Below are 15797 nucleotides of genomic sequence, written 5' to 3'. Positions count from 1 at the left end.
CCATGGACGAAGGCCATGGGAAAACGACATGCGGTATTTTGCCATGGATTTGGTGCGGGACGGCAGCGGCGGATTCGCGGCGACGTATGTAGAGCGGCGGATGTGACGGAAAGAAACGGAGGCGGATATCAAACGTGAGATGGTTTAAAAAGCGGGAGAGTGTGTCAGCGGCGCCGGTGCAGCTGCGCAGCGGGGAACAGCACCCCTTTGGCATGCTGGGGGACTATGTGCCCCTGCACAGGGGAGAGGACCAGCTGTACCGGGCGGTGCGGGAGGCGGTGCCTCTGGTGGACGCGGCCATTTACAAGCTGGTGCGGATGTGCGGCGGCGTGTCGGCCCGGTGCGGCGACCCGGCGGCGGAGCGGGAGCTGGCGGAATTTCTGCGGACGGTGCCCACGGGGCGGGGACAGTTTGGCATGAACGCCTTTCTGGACTGCTACCTGGATTCCCTGCTGACCTACGGCAGGGCGGTGGGGGAGATGGTGCCTGCCGGCGGGAACCGGGACATTGCCGCGCTGCTGTGCGGACGGGTGGACCGCATCGACATCCGGGAGGGAGAGCACCCCCTGGACTTTGTGATCTGCGGCCCGGATGAGCACGGACACATCCAGCCCCTGCCCTACCAGCACCTATTGCTGTTCACGCCCTTCCACCCGGAGGCGGAGAACCCCTATGGCGTGTCACTGCTGCGGTCCCTGCCGTTTCTGGCGGATATTCTCATGAAAATTTACCACACCATCGGCGTCAACTGGGAGCGGTGCGGCAATGTGCGCTTTGCCGTCACCTGCCGGGACGGCGAGGGACAGGCGGCGGAGCGGAGCCGGCAGCTGGCCGGGGAGTGGTCCAGAGCCATGGCGGACAGCCGCGGCGGAAGCGTCCGGGACTTCGTGGCGGTGGGAGATGTGGACATTCGCGTCATCGGCGGTGACGCGCCCATCCTGGACAGTGAGGTGCCGGTGCGGCAGGTGCTGGAGCAGATCGTGGCAAAGACCGGTATCCCGCCTTTCATGCTGGGGCTCAGCTGGAGCTCCACGGAGCGAATGAGCGCCCAGCAGGCGGACCTTCTGACCACGGAGATCACCGCCATCCGCAGAATGCTGACGCCGGTGGTGGAACGGGTGTGCCGGATGTGGCTGCGGATGCATGGCTATCCCTGCGGCTGCGAGGTGGTCTGGGACGACATCAACCTCCAGGACCAGGTGGAGGAGTCCCGGGCGGAGCTTTACCGGGAACAGGCCAGGCGGCTGCGCATCGAAAATGACCGGGCGGAACAGGAAAAACAGGGAGGCGTGTAAAAGAAATGGCGACAGAGGAAATGCAGGAGGAGCTGAAACGCATCAACCAGTTTGCCAAGACGCCGCTGACGGCGGAGCAGGTGTACACCTTTACGCTGCGGCTGTGCGACAACGAGGTGGACCGGGACTTGGAGCGGTTCGCCCCGGAGGCTTTGGAGGAGCTGGGCAGGCTGTTCGTGGGCAAGAGCGGCGTGTTTGACCACCAGTGGTCCGCCCAGGGGCAGACCGCCCGCATCTACCGCACGGAGGTGGTGGAGGAACCGGCCATGACCACGGCGGCGGGAGACGGATACCGCTGGCTGAAGGGCTGGGCGTATCTGCTGCGGACGGAGAAAAACGCAGACCTTATCGCGGAGATCGAGGGCGGCATCAAAAAGGAGGTCAGCGTGGGCTGCAGCATGGGCCGGCAGGTGTGCTCCATCTGCGGCGCCGAGGGCGGCTGCCAGCACGTAAGAGGGCAGCGGTATGGGGACAAGCTGTGCTTTACGGAGCTACGGGAGCCGCTGGACGCCTATGAGTGGTCCTTCGTGGCGGTGCCTGCCCAGCCGGGAGCCGGTGTTTTGAAGCGCTACGGCCAGGAGGACCGGCAGACAGCCTTGCTGCGCAAGCAGGCGGCCCTGGGGGAGCGGTACATGAAGGAGCTGCGCCGGGAGGTGGTGCGCCTTGCCATGTTGGCGGACGACGGCCTGGACGGAGGCGTGTTCGCCGCGGCGGCGGAGCGTCTGGAGGAGCCGGAGCTGCGGGAGCTGAAGCGGGCCTATGAAAAGCAGGCGGCCCGGCGCTTTCCCGCCATGCCCCAGCTGCGGGACAGAGCCCCGGAGGAGCGGGGCGATGAGACGGCATTTCTCGTCTGAGGACGAAAATAAGAAAGGAGAGCATGCATGAATTACTCGTATGAGGGGATCGGCCAGTGGACGGCCACATTTGCCGGTGAGGCGGCGGTGGAGGACCAGGTGGTCAAGGTGTCTGACAGCAAGACCGTGGGGCCCTGCCAGAGCGGCGACGGCTTTTGCGGCGTGGTGCGCAGCGTCAGCAGGGACGGTGCGGCCTGCACCGTGGCCCTGGGCGGCATGGTGCGCGTGAACTACACCGGCACGGCACCTGCCTTGGGCTGGAGCGGCCTTTCCGCCGACGGCTCCGGCGGCGTCAAAGCGGACAGCGCCGGCCGCAGCTACCTGGTGGTGGATGTGGACAGCACCGGCGGCACCGTGACATTCGTACTGTAAGGAGGAGATAGAGATGGCTTATCATTACGAGAACATTCGCCTGGAGAAGGGCATGTACGGCCGCAGCGGCCAGAGCTTTGCCAAGACCCTGGAGGAGTTGGACCCCAGCGAAAACTACCGCGGTACGCCCTTGGAGGGACTGGACGCCTTCCAGCGGCAGCTCAAGCGCTTCGACATCAAGGTCAAGGGTGCAGGCAGCGACATGGTGGAGAAATTTTTCCACACCACCGAGTCCTCCGTGCTGTTCCCGGAGTTCGTGTCCCGGGTGGTGCGCCAGGGCCTGGAGGAGGGCAGCATTCTGCCGGACCTGGTGGCGACCGTGACCCATTTTGACGGCATGGACTACCGCTCCATCGCCTCCGTGCCCACTGAGGAGGACAAGAAGCTCCGCCGGGTGGAGGAGGGCGCCGCCATTCCCGAGACCGTGGTCCGTACCCAGGAGAATCTGGTGCGCCTGCACAAGCGGGGCCGCATGCTGGTGGCCTCCTACGAGGCCATCCGCTTCCAGCGTCTGGACCTGTTTTCCGTGACATTGCGCCAGATCGGCGCCTACATCGGCCGTATGCACCTGGAGGACGCCATCGGCGTCATCCTCAACGGCGACGGCAACGACAACAAGGCCAAAAGCTATTCCGTGGGCACCAAGCCTGTTTCCGGCACCGCGGGCACCCTCAGCTATGAGGCGCTGGTGGACTTCTGGAGCCAGTTTGACCCTTACACCATGAATACCCTGCTGGTGGGCAACGACATGATGCTGGCCATGCTGAAGCTGCCGGAGTTCCAGAATCCCTTGACCGGCTTGAACTTCCAGGGCACCGGCACTTTGACCACGCCCCTGGGCGCAAAGCTCCTGCGCAGCGGCATGGTGCCCGCCGGAACCGTCATCGGCCTGGACAAGCGGTACGCTCTGGAACAGATCAGCGCCAGCGAGATCCTGGTGGAATATGACAAGCTCATCGACCGCCAGCTGGAGCGTGCCGCCATCACCTCCGTTTCCGGCTTTGCCAAGCTGTTCACGGACGCTTCCAAGGTCTTGAGGGTGTGAGCGGTATCCGACAGGGAGGGATGACGCATGGAACAGACGATCCGAAGCCTGGCACAGAGCGTGTGCGGCGCCGGGGCGGATGAGGCGGCACTGCTGGAGGCGCTGTGCGGTGCGGCTGTCCGCCGCTGGAGGGGACGGCTCCGGGAGGGGCTGACGGCGGAGGACTGCGGCACAGCCTTTGCCTGCGCGGCGGCGTTTACCGCGGCGGCGGATATGATGGCCGGCGGTGGCGGCGATGTGGCGTCCTTCACAGCGGGGCAGGTCTCCGTCAAGGGCAGGACGGCGGCGGAGACCGCCGCCCTGGCCGGCTCCCTGCGCCAGGCGGCGGAGGAGCTGATGGCGCCGTACACCGAGCCGGGAGACTTTGCTTTTCTGGGGGTGCCGGGATGAGCCGGGCGTGGACGGAGCAGCTCCTGTGCCGGTGGGGACAGGCGGTCACTGTGGAGACGGCGGCCGGCACCGCGGAGGCCAGGGCGTTTTTGCAGCCGCTGACCCAGCAAAGTGAGACAGTGCCCGGCGGCATGACCAACATCGGCTGGGATGATGGGAGGCTGTGGCTGTATCTGGGGGATGCGGCGGCAGATACCGGCGCTGTGGTCACATGGAACGGACGGCGCTTTCGGGTGCGGAGCGGCCGGCCCTGGTACGTGGGCCAGCGGCTGGACCACTGGTGGGCGGTGTTGGAAACCGAAAAGGAGGCGGCCACATGAAGGAACTGACGCTGGTGCGGGACGAGGTGGTCCGGGCCCTGCAGGAAGCGGGGCTTACCGCCTTTGCCGCCTGGCCTCCGGAGCGGAGGCGGGATCATGACGGCGCCGTGGCGGCGGTGGACGTGGGTACTGTGGAAAGCGGCGCACTGGGGTTTTGCAATTACCTGGGGCAGAGCTACGACCAGGCCTTGGGCACGGTGCGGGAGCTTTACGGCAAGCAGCTGGCGGCGGAGATCCTGGTGGACATACGGGCGGAACGGGCCGCGGACTGCGAGAGCGCCTGCGGCCGGGCGGCGGATGTACTGCTGGGAGGCCTGCCCACCGGCATCCGCTGCGGAGAGCTGTCCTGGGAGGGCATCCAATGGGAAAAGGACACGGGGATGTTCCGCCGGCGGGGCCGGCTGCAGTGCCGGGCGGTGTTCGTGGCGGAGAGCGGCGGAGACGATGAGGCGTTTTTGGACTTTCGACTGAAGGGAGTTTTGACCACTTGAGTGAAATGAGACATGAGCGGCCGGGGGTTTACTCGGCCTATGACGCGTCGGCGGTGGTGTCTGCCGGAGCGGCGCCGAAAAGCATCGGCGTGGCGGCCAGGGCCGCCGGCGGCACCGTGGGCGAGGCGGTGATGCTGACCAGCTATGCCGCCGGTGTGCGGGCCTTCGGGGAGGACACCGAGGCGGGCATGTGCACGATCTTGAAGCTGCTGTTCCAAAACGGCGCTTCCACCGTGACGGCGGTGCGTGTGGCGGACGAGGGCACCTTGGCGGACTACGAGGCGGCATTTGCTGTGCTGGAGGGCCAGGAGGCGCAGGTGGTGGTCTGCGACAGCGCCGATGTAAGCGTGCAGCAGGCGCTGCGGGCCGCTGTGGAGAACGCCTCCGTCTGCCGCCGGGAACGGATCGCCGTAGTAGGCGGCAACGGCGAAACGGCGGCGGAGCTGGTGAGCCATGCGGCGGAGCTGAACAGCGAGCGGATGGTGCTGGTGGGCCCTGACATGCTGGACGGCGCGGGGCAGACGCTGTCGGGTGTGTTCGCGGCGGCGGCTGTGGCCGGCGTCATCGCCGCCGGCACCGACCCGGCAGTCCCTCTGAACGGCGCGGAGCTGCGGGGTCTGGGCGGCTTGGCGGCTACTTACAGCGACAACGAGATCGACCTGCTGGTGCGGGGCGGCGTCACGCCGCTGGAGTGTGTGGCGGGCGTCACCGCTCCGGTGCGGGGCATTACCACCCGCACCACCACGGGCGGCGCGGCGGACGCCACCTGGCGGGAGCTGACCACCATCCTCATCGTGGACGATATCGTCCCCGCGGTGCGGGACGCCCTGCGCAGCAAATTCGCCAGGACGAAAAATACCGCCCGGAACCGGGGAGCTATCCGCTCCCAGGTCATTGTGGAGCTGGAGAAAAAGGTGGCCGCTGAGATCATCGACAGCTACGGCGAGGTGACCGCCGCCGCGGACCCCGACGACCCCACCGTGTGCCTGGTGGAGTTCAGCTTTGCTGTGGCCCACGGGCTCAACCAGATCTATCTGACGGTGCACATCACCGTATAACAGGGGAGGGAACAGACGATCATGAAAGGATTTCCCACGAGCTCGGACATCTATCTGGAGCTGGATGGCCGAAAGGTGGCGGTGGTGCAGAGCTACACCGCCAAGGCGGTCAAATCCTCCCAAAGCGTGGAGGCCTTCGGCGAGAGCGAGCCAGTGGCCACCATCGAGGGACAGAAAAAATACACGCTGGAGCTGACGCGGCTGTATGCTACCGACGACGCGGTGTCCGACGGCATCAATTTTTATGAGCTGAAGGACTTTTCCCTGGTCATCTGCAAACCGGACCGGAAGATCATTTACAGCGGCTGCGAGTGGAGTGCCATCCAGGAGGAGGGCCAGCTGAACGCCATGGTGGCGGAAAAGGTCACGGTGGTGGCCTCCAAGCGCATTGAGACTGGCGCATGAACAATGTGGATGAGCTGCGGCCGCTGACGGCGGCCCGGCTTCTGGCCATCTGGCGGGAGAGCGGCCGGGAGGCGGAGGACCCGTTGGAGCGGAGCCTGCTCGCCAACGCCCGGGTGCTGGCGGAGTGCTGCTGGTCGCAGGGAGAGCCGGCCTTCCAGAACAGCGGAGCTGTTCTGGAAGAGCTGACGGCCCGGGAAATGGAATCGTTTTTGGAGATGCTCGGCGGACAGCGGGAGACAGAGACCGTAAATCCCGCCTTTGACCCGGAGCGGTTTCAGAAACTGCGGGAGGTGTGAGCGTGGATTATATCCGGCAGGAGCTGCTGCGGCAGCGGGCGGCGCTGGCCCGCCTGCTGCTGGGCAAAAACGCGGAGGAAAGCGCGGATGGCCGGACAGGAGCATCCCAGGCGGCTGGCGCCGGCAGGGAAGAGGCCGGCTCGTGGTCCGGGGAGACCGTCCCGGAGGCGGTGTGGGGCGGTTTGTCTCGGGCGCTTCGGACAGCGGGAGGAAAGAGGCTTGCGGACATCGCTGCGGAGGGCGGCGCACCGTCTGGGATAGGCTCCCCACAGGGCGGCTATGAGACCGTGGCCGCTGGATGGGATGAAGAGGAGAACGCAGGGGAAACGCTGAAAAGCGGGCGGCGGGCCGCCGGGGACGAGAGAGCCCCGGCGGCTGCCGGGAAACGCCGGCCAACGGTGGGGAACGCCGGTGGGGCGGCTTGGCTGGAGACGCTGGCGGAGGAGGAGACCGGGGAGCGCTCCGGGGAGCGGGCGCTGTCCCGCCTCATCCAGCGGGACGCCCGCCGGTATGACGGCGGATTTTCCCTGTACTGAAAGGAGGCGCGGCGATGAGGCTGACACCGATGCGATATAAGAATTTTACCTGGCCACACAACCCGGAGGTGTACCAGGTGGAGCGCCGCAGGGAGGTGGCCGTGCACAAGGTGCCCTTCGGCGGATGTGTGCTGCAGGACCTGGGCGGCACATACAAGGTCCTGCAGGGAGAGGGGACCTTCGCGGGACGGGACGCCTATGAGACCTTCCGGGCACTGGAGCAGGTGTTTTTGCAGGAGGGGCCCGGCCTGCTGGTCCATCCGGTGTGGCCGGCGTCCCGGGCGCATTTCGTGTCCTTGGAGCTGACGGAAAAGCCCCTGCCGGACTATGTGCGCTACCGCTTTGCCTTCTGGGAGGACCTGGGAGGCTACACGGCGGGCTTGACGGCGCTGGAAAATCAAGAGGAGCAGACGGCTGCCGCGGCAAAGGCGGCTGAGGCGGAACACGCCGTGTACACTGTGAGGAAAGGAGATACCCTGTGGGGGATCGCAAAGCGGTTTGGCGTCAGTCTGACGGCGCTGATCGCCGCCAATCCCCAGATCAAAAACCCCAATCTGATCTATCCGGGAGACAGGGTGTATATCCCATGACAGGAAGGCTCATCACCTGCCGCCACGAGACCTGGGAATTGCCCGCCCTGCTGGCGTGGAAGGTGCTCCACACCGGAACGGTGCCCTGCGACAGCTATTCGGTGACGTTTTTGTACGATCGATCCATGGCGGGGCCGCTGCATCTGGCGGCGGGATTTTTGGCCATGGAGGGGGAGAATGTCATGCTGCGGGGCATTGTGGACGAATACACCGTGGCTCTGGGCAAGTCTGGACTGACGGCCACCGTCAGCGGCCGGGGATACGCGGCCCGGCTGCTGGACAACGAGTCCAGGCCGCTGACCTATCAAGGAGCGACACTGCAGGAGATCATCCGCAACCATGTGACGCCCTACGGCATCCAGGCGGCGGAGACGGCCCAGGTGCGGGCGGATTCCGCCTATACCGTGGCGGCAGGCAGCAGCCAGTGGAAGGCGCTGGAGGGGTTTTGCAGGACCTACGGCGGCTTTTCGCCCCGGTTCGGCCGGGACGGCCGCCTGCTGGCGGCACCGGAAAAGGAGGGAAAGCGGCTGCGGATCACCGGCGGCGACCCGGTCCTCTCCTGCGTGCTGCGGGAGGACCACTACGGCGTCTTGACAGAGGTGCTGGTCATCGACAAGACCCGGAACACCGCGTACAGCGTCCGCAACCAGGACATGCTGGACCGGGGCGGCCAGTGCCGCCGGGTGGTGTATACGCCGGGACAGAGCACCTGGGCGGCCATGCGGTACACCGGGGAGTACCAGATCCAGCAGTCCAAAAAGGGGGAGCGGACCGTGGAATTGGCGCTGCCCGGCAGCTTTCTGGCCTTCCCCGGGGATACGGCGGAGTTGGACCTGGAGTATCTGGGACTGCGGGGAACTTTCCGGGTGGCGGAGGCGGAGAATACGTTTTCCCGGGAAAACGGCGCCCAGGTGACGCTGACATTGGAGGAGCGTGTGTGATATGTGGATTTCCAGACAGATGAAACAGACACCGCCCACGGCGGACGCGGACTTAGGCGTGACCACCATCGCCGGCGGCAGTGCCGGCGTGGTGACCCGGGGAGAGGTGCGGTCACTGCCGGTCTACGGTCCCGGCGGCTATATCTGGATGCCGGAGAGCGGCGGAGCAGTGCTGGTCATCAAGGGCGGTCCCGGCGGAGAGGAACAGTGCGTGGCGGGGACCCGGCAGCAGCCGGCACCGGAGGGGATGCAGCCGGGAGAGGTCTGCATCCAAGGCCCTGGCGGCGGAAGCATTTACCTAAAGCGGGACGGAAGCATCCGCCTTCGGGGCGACATACAGCTGGAGGGAACGCTGCGCGTCAACGGAGAGCCCTATGTGCCCTGCCGGTGCGGCGAGGAGGAGACAGTGTGACATGGCGGAGTTGAAGCTGGAAAACGGAGACTATGTGAAAAGCGGGAACCGCCTGCGTCTGGCGGAGGGACGGGATGCTCTGCTGCAGCGGGTGCTGTTCAAGCTGACGGCCCGGCGGGGGAGTTTTCCCTTTCTGGAGGAACTGGGCAGCCGTCTGTGGCAGCTGGACACGTTTCCCTGCCAGCGCCGCCAAGCGGCAGCCCAGCAGTTCACGGCGGAGGCGCTGGCGGAGGAGCCTGTCTCGGTGGAAGCAGTGACGCTGGAAGAGGGGGACGGCGTAATGGCCCTGACAGCCCGTCTTCTTTACGAGGGAGAGGAGCTGGCGGTGACGCTGGATATGAAGTGAAAGGAGAACGGGCTTGAAAGGCGTTGAGGAGATCTATCAAGAGATGCTGGCGAAGCTGGAGGAGCGCTGCGGCTTCCGGCCGGAGGAATCCTGTGACCTGGCGGTGCGGCTGTATGCCGCTGCCGCCCAGGTGCAGGCGCTGAATATTCAGACGGAATGGGTGCTGGACCAGAGCTTTCCCCAGACGGCGCAAGGCATCTATTTGGACCGTCACGCCGCCATGCGGGGACTGCGCCGTCTGGAGGCGGTGAAAGCGGTGGGAACGCTGCGATTTTCCGTGGAGCGGGCTTCCACGGTGGACCTGGAGGTCCCGGCGGGAAGCATCTGCATGACGGAAGAGGAGGTCCGGTTTCAGACCACCGCCCGGTGCGTGCTGAAGGCGGGGGAGCTGTTCGTGGATGCGCCGGCGGAGGCATTGGAAGGCGGCAGCGCGTCTAACGCGGCGTCCGGGACCGTCACCATCATGACGGCCTGCCCGGTGGGCATCACCGCCTGCACCAATCCGAAGGCGTTTTCCGGCGGAAGTGACCCGGAGAGCGACGAGAGCCTGCGGGCCAGGGTGCTGGAGAGCTACCGCCGTCTGCCCAACGGCGCCAATGCGGCCTGGTATGAGCGCTCGGCCATGGACCATGAAGGCGTGACGGCGGCCCAGGCGGTGGGCAGGGCGCGGGGCATCGGAACGGTGGACGTGTACATTACCGGAGAGAGCGGACAGCCGGATGCAGCACTGCTGGAAGAGGTCCGGGCGGACCTGCAGGAAAAGCGGGAGATCGCCGTGGATGTGCGGGTACTGGCTCCCCAGACGCGGACCGTGAATGTGACGATGGAGGTGGCCGCCGGAAGCGGCTGGACATTCGCGGCGGTAAAAGCGACGGTGGAGCAGGCGGTGGCCTCCTTTTTCGGCGGGCATCTGCTGGGTAAACCAGTACTGGCGGCGGAGCTCATCACGCTGGCTTTCCAGCAGGAGGGCGTGGCAAATGTACGGCTGGTGAGCCCGGCGGCGGACGTGGCGGCGGCCGTTGGGACTTTGCCTGTGCTGGGCGGTCTGAGCGTGACGGAGCTGGAGGCGTGAGTACATGGGCTATGCGGCGTATTTGAAAAACCTGCTCTTGCCCCTGGGCGTCTATGACCTGTCGGTGGGGAGCGTCAGCGAGGGGGAACTATATGCCCTGGGCAGCGCACTGGACACGGCGGCGGAGCGTTTGGAGACCGTGGAGCGGGAAAGTCTCACCGCCACGGCGGAGGACGAGGGGCTGGACCGCAGAGAGGCGCTTTTTGCCAGAAAGTCCGCCGCGTTGACGGCAGAGAGCCGCCGGGCGGCCATCGCTGCGCTGCTGCAGATCGACGGGGACAGCCTGACGCCGGAGGCAATCAACCGCACCATCCAGGGCTGCGGCGTCCGGGCTAAGGCGCTGGAGGTGGACACAGGCCGCCTGCGGGTGATTTTCCCGGATGTAAACGGTGTGCCGCCGGAATTCCGGGAGATCGAAAATATCGTGCTGGACATTCTGCCCTGCCATTTGGAGGTGGAATTTTATTTCCGCTATCTGACCTGGCAGGAGTGCGAGGCTATGGAGTTGACCTGGAAGGGCGTGGAGGCGGATCTCCACACCTGGGAGAGCTTTGAGCTGGCAGTGCCGGAGGAACAGGCCTAAAAGGATAAGCAAAGGAAGCCGGCGCCCCCTGCGGGGCGCCGGCTTCCTTTGCTTATCCAATAAACAGTTGGGTCCAGTAATTGCCCTTCGCAACGTAGCCGACACCAATTTGGGTGTAGGAGGCGTTCAGAATGTTGGCCCGGTGGCCGCTGGAGTTCATCCAGCCGTCCACAACAGCCTGTGGAGAGGCGTAGCCCCGGGCAATATTTTCTCCGGCGGTACGGTAGGAGAGGCCAAAGGCGGTGATCATCTGGAAGGGGGAGCCATAGGCGGGGCTTGTGTGGGAGAAATATCCCCGGTCCCGCATGTCCTGGGACTTGTAACGGGCCACCCGGGACAGCTCCCAATTGGCACTCAGCGGGTGCAGGCCGTTTTTCCGGCGGACCTCGTTGACCAGACGGATGACCTCCGATTCATAACTGGCCTCCGTGCTGTCCAGCTGGGGGATCTGCAGCAGCTGGCCCGGATAGATGAGATTGGGGTCATCCACCTGTGGATTTGCCTGGATGATCTCGCTGGTGCCCACCTGATACTGTACGGCCAACTTCCACATGGTGTCGCCGGGAACGACCTCGTGGGAAAGCGCGGCAGCGGGGATGGTGAGCAGGCTTCCCGTCAAAACAGCTGCGGTCAGCATAATACGCGTCTTTTTCATAGCAATACCTCTCAAAAATATCATTTCGTGCACGAATGATACGATTGTAACCGTTTTGTAACTATTTTGCAAAGGTAATATCTGCCTTGAACCAGAGCAGGCGCCCTCTATCCCGCCGCTGTAAGGGATATCAGTGGATCAGAACGATTTTTCGGAGCGGCCGATAGCTTGAATTTTACTTAGCATTTTACTTAGCAAAATCTAATTCAAAAAATAATAGATAATAGATCACAGTTAACGAAATAATTTGTATTTGGGCAGGTGGAGGTATTGATGTATAAGGGACGATCCCGGAAGCATTGATTTTTCAATGCTTCCGGGATCGCCATGCGGCTTCCATCTGGATGTTTTTGTTCATCTGCATTTCATGTTAAAGCCTTCGTATATCAAGGTTCTCTGCAAAAAGAGTTCTCTTTTTCGGGAAAATGTTCGAAAAAGAGAACTCTTTCATATGTTAGGTAGCTTCATTCCGGATATTTTCGTTTTCTTATCCGAACCGGAATCCAGCGGAGCGAATCGCGGTCGGAAAGGAGGAACGACGGAATGAGTGAGAGATGACGTTTGCTTTGAAAAAGAAAACGTCGTCGCGAACGATATGCAGTCCGCGACGACGTGTCAGGTGGCTTCATTCCGGATATTTTGAGACCATCCCAAATTTTGTGTAAAGCTCCGATGTGGTGTAGAATAGAAGCACCACATCGGAGGTTTTACATATGGCCAGAAAGAATCGTACTCCAGAAGAAAACGCCCGGCGGGAGAAAATCCGAGAACTGTCGCAGATGGCAAACATCGGCAGCATGGATGACATTCAGAGCCTGTTTAAGGAGGCAATCTCAGAATTCATGGAGAATGGCCTGGAAGCAGAGCTGGATGATGAACTGGGCTACAGCAAGTATGACTACAAGAACAAGGACACAGATAACAGCCGCAACGGTCACAGTCATAAAACACTGCGGACCAGCTTCGGAGATGTAGCGGTATCGGTGCCTCGAGACCGGAAAGGCGAGTTTGAGCCTCAGGTGCTGAAGAAAAACCAAACCAGCATCAGCCAGGACATCGAGGAAAAGATCTTGTCCATGTATGCAAAAGGAATGACCACAGGTGATATTGAAGCGCATATTCAGGATATCTACGGCGTAGAAGTCTCAGATACAACTGTAAGTCGCATTACGGATAAGATCCTTCCCATCGCAAAAGAATGGCAGCAGCGGCCTTTGGAAAGCGTATACGCAGTGGTTTTCCTGGATGCCATCCACTATCATGTTCGCAGTGAGGGGCAAATCGTCAAAAAGGCCGTATACATAGCCATTGGTATCAATCTGGACGGCAAAAAAGATGTTCTGGGCATGTGGGTCGGTGAAAATGAGAGTGCCAAATTCTGGGCAACGGTGCTCAACGGCTTGAGGAACCGGGGCGTAGAAGATATTTTCATTGCCTGTACGGATAATTTGACCGGATTTGCCGCTGCGATCGAAGCAGTGTTTCCCAAGGCAGAGATTCAGAACTGTATTATTCACCAGCTTCGGAATTCCAGCAAATATGTATCTTACAAGGACTTGAAAGTACTCATGGCCGATTTGAAGGCTGTTTACGCTGCGGTAGATGAGCCTACCGCTTTGGACGCACTGGACACCTTCGCTGAGCGATGGGACAAGAAATACCCCAAAATTTCTCAGTCCTGGCGGGATAATTGGCCCAATCTGAGTACCTATTTCAAGTATCCCCAAGAGGTTCGTCGCTTGATATATACGACCAATGCAATTGAGGGATTCAACCGTCAGCTTCGGAAAGTAACCAAGGCAAAATCCGTGTTCCCCACCGATGACAGCCTACTGAAAATGCTGTATCTGGCCATGATTGATATCACAAAGAAATGGACTGGCCGGAGACAGGATTGGAGCATGATTCATGCTCAGCTGGCAGTATTCTTTGCTGATCGCATGCCGGAATAACCTGCTGCATACCGGCATGTCAAGGATCAAGATGAACGGGGGCTGGCGCCCCCGCCCTTGACATGCCCACTATCCACTGCTATTTTGAAAACAAGGCGGCAGCAGCTTGCGCCACTTCCGCCTTGAATAAATTTTGCTCTATTTGCACCGCATTTCGGTGTTTACACAGAATTTGGGACAGACCCGATATTTTCCTTTTTTGATGTAGAAAATCGCTGGTGCTGAAAACTACGCCTGTATAAATTCTGAAATTTCTCTCAGCCATCCTATAACCTCATCAGCAGGATCACGGCTGTGAAGCAATTCCATTGTCATTCTGGGGGCTCCTAATTTGTTCAATTTCCTTTTTACTGTTTCGGGGCTATATGCCGTTGGATTTCTCGCTTGCAATAGTGCGGAGATTTCACGTGGCACGTCCATTGTGTCGCTTATCTCAATCTGGACACCAAAGAGGTCCCTTACAACATCGCTATGTATGTAATTTTCCATTTCGCGTTTTGCTGTTTCTCTTGCAGAAGAACCATCGCCGCGGCGATTAATTTGGTCACAAATTCCGGCGTGTGCATGTGTATTATCACTATCATATATGTGATACTCAGGTGTGTTAAGCTTTTGAAGATAATTGTGATTTACCCACTCCTTTAGAGTGTTGCCCCCTAAAGGAATAATCACAATGTAAGGTGAGCTATTCAAATCAACAATACTTGGGTCTGCTTGATGTGCAGTTCGACTAATTGCTGTGAGGAACGCTACATCATTTGGCCCCTCTACGCAGATAACAAGTTTTACATCATGATGCTGCGGAGCCAATGGCGGAGTTAAATCTGGGAGTACTCCTAATGTGTCAGCAATTCGTGCCAGAATTCCAGCGTCTTCCGTTCCGACTGCAACCTCGGGATAGCCTTCGCTATTTGTAATATAGCGCAGGCTCTGAATTGGAAGCAGAGCTGCTAACCCCGGGACGTGAGTTGTGATAATTATCTGACACCCGTTCTTTTCCGTCATCTCTTTAAATGTGTTTACTATCATCCTTTGGGCATCTGGGTGTTGGGAGGTTTCTGGTTCCTCTACTGCATAGATAATATTTTTGCCTTCAAAAAGGGCAGATTCAGTTGTAGCCCTAAAGAAACTAAAAAGCACAAGTCTCCGAATTCCACTTCCGCGCTTATTCAAAGGGATAGAATTTTCTCCCGTCAAAGAAAAAGAAAATGCCTTTTCCCATGTCGGTTCTTTTTTGAATTTAGGGGTTAATGTTGCAGCGAGCTCTGGATCAAACTCCCTTAATTTCTGAATAGTATTGGTGGCAACTTCCGAAACCTTTCGCTGTACTTCATTGGCAATGGCGTTCAACTGCTCTGATTGTTCTTCAAGTGCGGTCTTCATTGCATGTTGCATAGGATCTTGCGCTTCTTGGTCTTCGTCAGAACTCGGCCTGTCCGCTTTGAACAGCCGATAGGATGGCAACAGCGGTTCAATTTTGGGCCACAATTTTTTCTCATCAGCTTGATCCGCACTAATCTCTCTTGCTTCAAAGGTAATTGTATCACCTAAAGATGCCCATAATGCTGCACGCATAGCTGAATTAATGGATAGATTTACACCGTCTTCCAAGTGCGCAGCTCGAATCATTGCTTTCAACTCATTATTCTTTTTTAACAGCAAATCATTAAATCCGTCATTAGATGGATGATTGGCATAAATCCAAATGGTTGTTTTTCCATTAGTAGGATATTTCTTCAAAACCTCCAAGTTCCCATCTCGGTTAAGCAGGTATTCTTTGGAGAATGAAGTAGTTACATTTTCCAATGTAATTTCGGCGGGGAGATCATCGAAAACACATCCGATTACAGTTTCTTCACCCATATGGAATACATTTCTATCTACAGAATCGATTTTTGACTGATTAAAAAATATATCAAGAGCCTCGAGAATAGTGGACTTCCCAACATCATTCTTACCAATCAAAGCAGTCAGATCATCAATTGTTATTCTTGTTTCGGCATAGTAGCCCCTGAAGTTCTTTAAAATAATCTCGCGTAATTTCACAATATTCCCTCCTTTGCCTATTTTTGTATATGTCCTTATACTATTATAGTTAAATTATACCATATTTGAGAGTTTAATCAACATAGTTTTAGCACTTTCGACAATCCTCGGCGCATATTTGACAGTACTGTGTTGCAT

The 15797-nt window shown here is 59.8% G+C and carries 20 protein-coding genes; 18 read left to right on the top strand and 2 right to left on the bottom strand.

The features are described from left to right. Positions 1-134 precede the first annotated feature (134 nt). Genes ACTQ4R_RS04040 through ACTQ4R_RS03960 form a run of 17 tightly spaced genes read left to right on the top strand, consistent with a single transcriptional unit; the run spans position 135 to position 11006 of the window. A complete protein-coding gene (locus ACTQ4R_RS04040) occupies positions 135-1295 on the top strand; it encodes a serine/threonine protein phosphatase (RefSeq protein WP_441626106.1) in 1161 nt (386 codons plus the stop codon). Positions 1296-1300: 5 nt separating this feature from the next. Then, complete coding sequence (locus ACTQ4R_RS04035) at positions 1301-2149, top strand: hypothetical protein (RefSeq protein ID WP_441626104.1); 849 nt, start codon at positions 1301-1303, stop codon at positions 2147-2149. A 27-nt stretch (positions 2150-2176) separates the two neighbouring features. Beyond that, the gene (locus ACTQ4R_RS04030) at positions 2177-2521 is read left to right on the top strand and encodes a hypothetical protein (RefSeq protein WP_441626102.1); all 345 of its coding nucleotides are present in this window, start codon (positions 2177-2179) and stop codon (positions 2519-2521) included. Between the two features lie 13 nt (positions 2522-2534). Continuing rightward, positions 2535-3566, top strand: a complete 1032-nt coding sequence (locus ACTQ4R_RS04025; RefSeq protein ID WP_441626100.1) for a phage major capsid protein — start codon at positions 2535-2537, stop codon at positions 3564-3566. 27 nt (positions 3567-3593) lie between these two features. Continuing rightward, complete coding sequence (locus ACTQ4R_RS04020) at positions 3594-3956, top strand: hypothetical protein (protein ID WP_441626099.1); 363 nt, start codon at positions 3594-3596, stop codon at positions 3954-3956. Next, entirely contained in the window at positions 3953-4276 is a 324-nt protein-coding gene (locus tag ACTQ4R_RS04015; protein ID WP_441626097.1) for a hypothetical protein, read from the top strand. The genes ACTQ4R_RS04020 and ACTQ4R_RS04015 overlap by 4 nt, the downstream gene beginning before the upstream one ends. Beyond that, positions 4273-4767, top strand: a complete 495-nt coding sequence (locus ACTQ4R_RS04010) for a hypothetical protein (RefSeq protein ID WP_441626095.1) — start codon at positions 4273-4275, stop codon at positions 4765-4767. The genes ACTQ4R_RS04015 and ACTQ4R_RS04010 overlap by 4 nt, the downstream gene beginning before the upstream one ends. 5 nt (positions 4768-4772) lie before the next feature. After that, positions 4773-5825, top strand: a complete 1053-nt coding sequence (locus ACTQ4R_RS04005; protein WP_441626455.1) for a phage tail sheath C-terminal domain-containing protein — start codon at positions 4773-4775, stop codon at positions 5823-5825. 21 nt (positions 5826-5846) lie between these two features. Beyond that, a complete protein-coding gene (locus ACTQ4R_RS04000) occupies positions 5847-6230 on the top strand; it encodes a hypothetical protein (protein ID WP_441626093.1) in 384 nt (127 codons plus the stop codon). Further along, positions 6227-6526 (top strand): hypothetical protein, encoded by a 300-nt coding sequence (locus tag ACTQ4R_RS03995; protein WP_441626091.1) that lies wholly within the window; start codon positions 6227-6229, stop codon positions 6524-6526. The genes ACTQ4R_RS04000 and ACTQ4R_RS03995 overlap by 4 nt, the downstream gene beginning before the upstream one ends. A gap of 2 nt (positions 6527-6528) precedes the next feature. Further along, positions 6529-7062, top strand: a complete 534-nt coding sequence (locus ACTQ4R_RS03990) for a hypothetical protein (protein WP_441626089.1) — start codon at positions 6529-6531, stop codon at positions 7060-7062. A 14-nt stretch (positions 7063-7076) separates the two neighbouring features. Beyond that, complete coding sequence (gene safA, locus ACTQ4R_RS03985) at positions 7077-7652, top strand: SafA/ExsA family spore coat assembly protein (protein WP_441626087.1); 576 nt, start codon at positions 7077-7079, stop codon at positions 7650-7652. Further along, positions 7649-8593 (top strand): hypothetical protein, encoded by a 945-nt coding sequence (locus ACTQ4R_RS03980; RefSeq protein WP_441626085.1) that lies wholly within the window; start codon positions 7649-7651, stop codon positions 8591-8593. Before safA (ACTQ4R_RS03985) ends, ACTQ4R_RS03980 begins: the two co-directional genes overlap by 4 nt. A 19-nt stretch (positions 8594-8612) precedes the next feature. Further along, complete coding sequence (locus ACTQ4R_RS03975) at positions 8613-9005, top strand: hypothetical protein (RefSeq protein WP_441626083.1); 393 nt, start codon at positions 8613-8615, stop codon at positions 9003-9005. Between the two features lies 1 nt (position 9006). After that, positions 9007-9351: a hypothetical protein gene (locus ACTQ4R_RS03970; RefSeq protein WP_441626081.1), complete on the top strand. Its 345-nt coding sequence runs from the start codon at positions 9007-9009 to the stop codon at positions 9349-9351. Positions 9352-9364: 13 nt separating this feature from the next. After that, positions 9365-10423 (top strand): baseplate J/gp47 family protein, encoded by a 1059-nt coding sequence (locus tag ACTQ4R_RS03965; RefSeq protein ID WP_441626079.1) that lies wholly within the window; start codon positions 9365-9367, stop codon positions 10421-10423. A 4-nt stretch (positions 10424-10427) separates the two neighbouring features. Beyond that, positions 10428-11006 carry a hypothetical protein gene (locus ACTQ4R_RS03960; protein ID WP_441626077.1) on the top strand — a complete coding sequence of 193 codons (579 nt, stop codon included), beginning with the start codon at positions 10428-10430 and terminating at the stop codon, positions 11004-11006. A 52-nt stretch (positions 11007-11058) separates the two neighbouring features. On the opposite strand, the gene safA (ACTQ4R_RS03955) is transcribed toward ACTQ4R_RS03960, so the two are convergent. Further along, a complete protein-coding gene (safA, locus tag ACTQ4R_RS03955; protein WP_441626075.1) occupies positions 11059-11661 on the bottom strand; it encodes a SafA/ExsA family spore coat assembly protein in 603 nt (200 codons plus the stop codon). 713 nt (positions 11662-12374) lie between these two features. On the opposite strand from safA (ACTQ4R_RS03955), the gene ACTQ4R_RS03950 reads away from it, so the two are divergent. Beyond that, positions 12375-13613, top strand: a complete 1239-nt coding sequence (locus ACTQ4R_RS03950) for an IS256 family transposase (RefSeq protein ID WP_441626073.1) — start codon at positions 12375-12377, stop codon at positions 13611-13613. Positions 13614-13841: 228 nt separating this feature from the next. Here ACTQ4R_RS03950 and ACTQ4R_RS03945 read toward each other — a convergent pair whose 3' ends face one another. Next, positions 13842-15659 carry an ATP-binding protein gene (locus ACTQ4R_RS03945; protein WP_441626071.1) on the bottom strand — a complete coding sequence of 606 codons (1818 nt, stop codon included), beginning with the start codon at positions 15657-15659 and terminating at the stop codon, positions 13842-13844. Positions 15660-15797 lie beyond the last annotated feature (138 nt).

The sequence above is a fragment of the Dysosmobacter sp. Sow4_B12 genome, from assembly GCF_052116665.1.
Lineage (GTDB): Bacteria > Bacillota > Clostridia > Oscillospirales > Oscillospiraceae > Oscillibacter.
The sequence above is the reverse complement of the archived record's forward strand: the minus strand, read 5'-3'. Positions and strand labels throughout refer to the sequence as shown.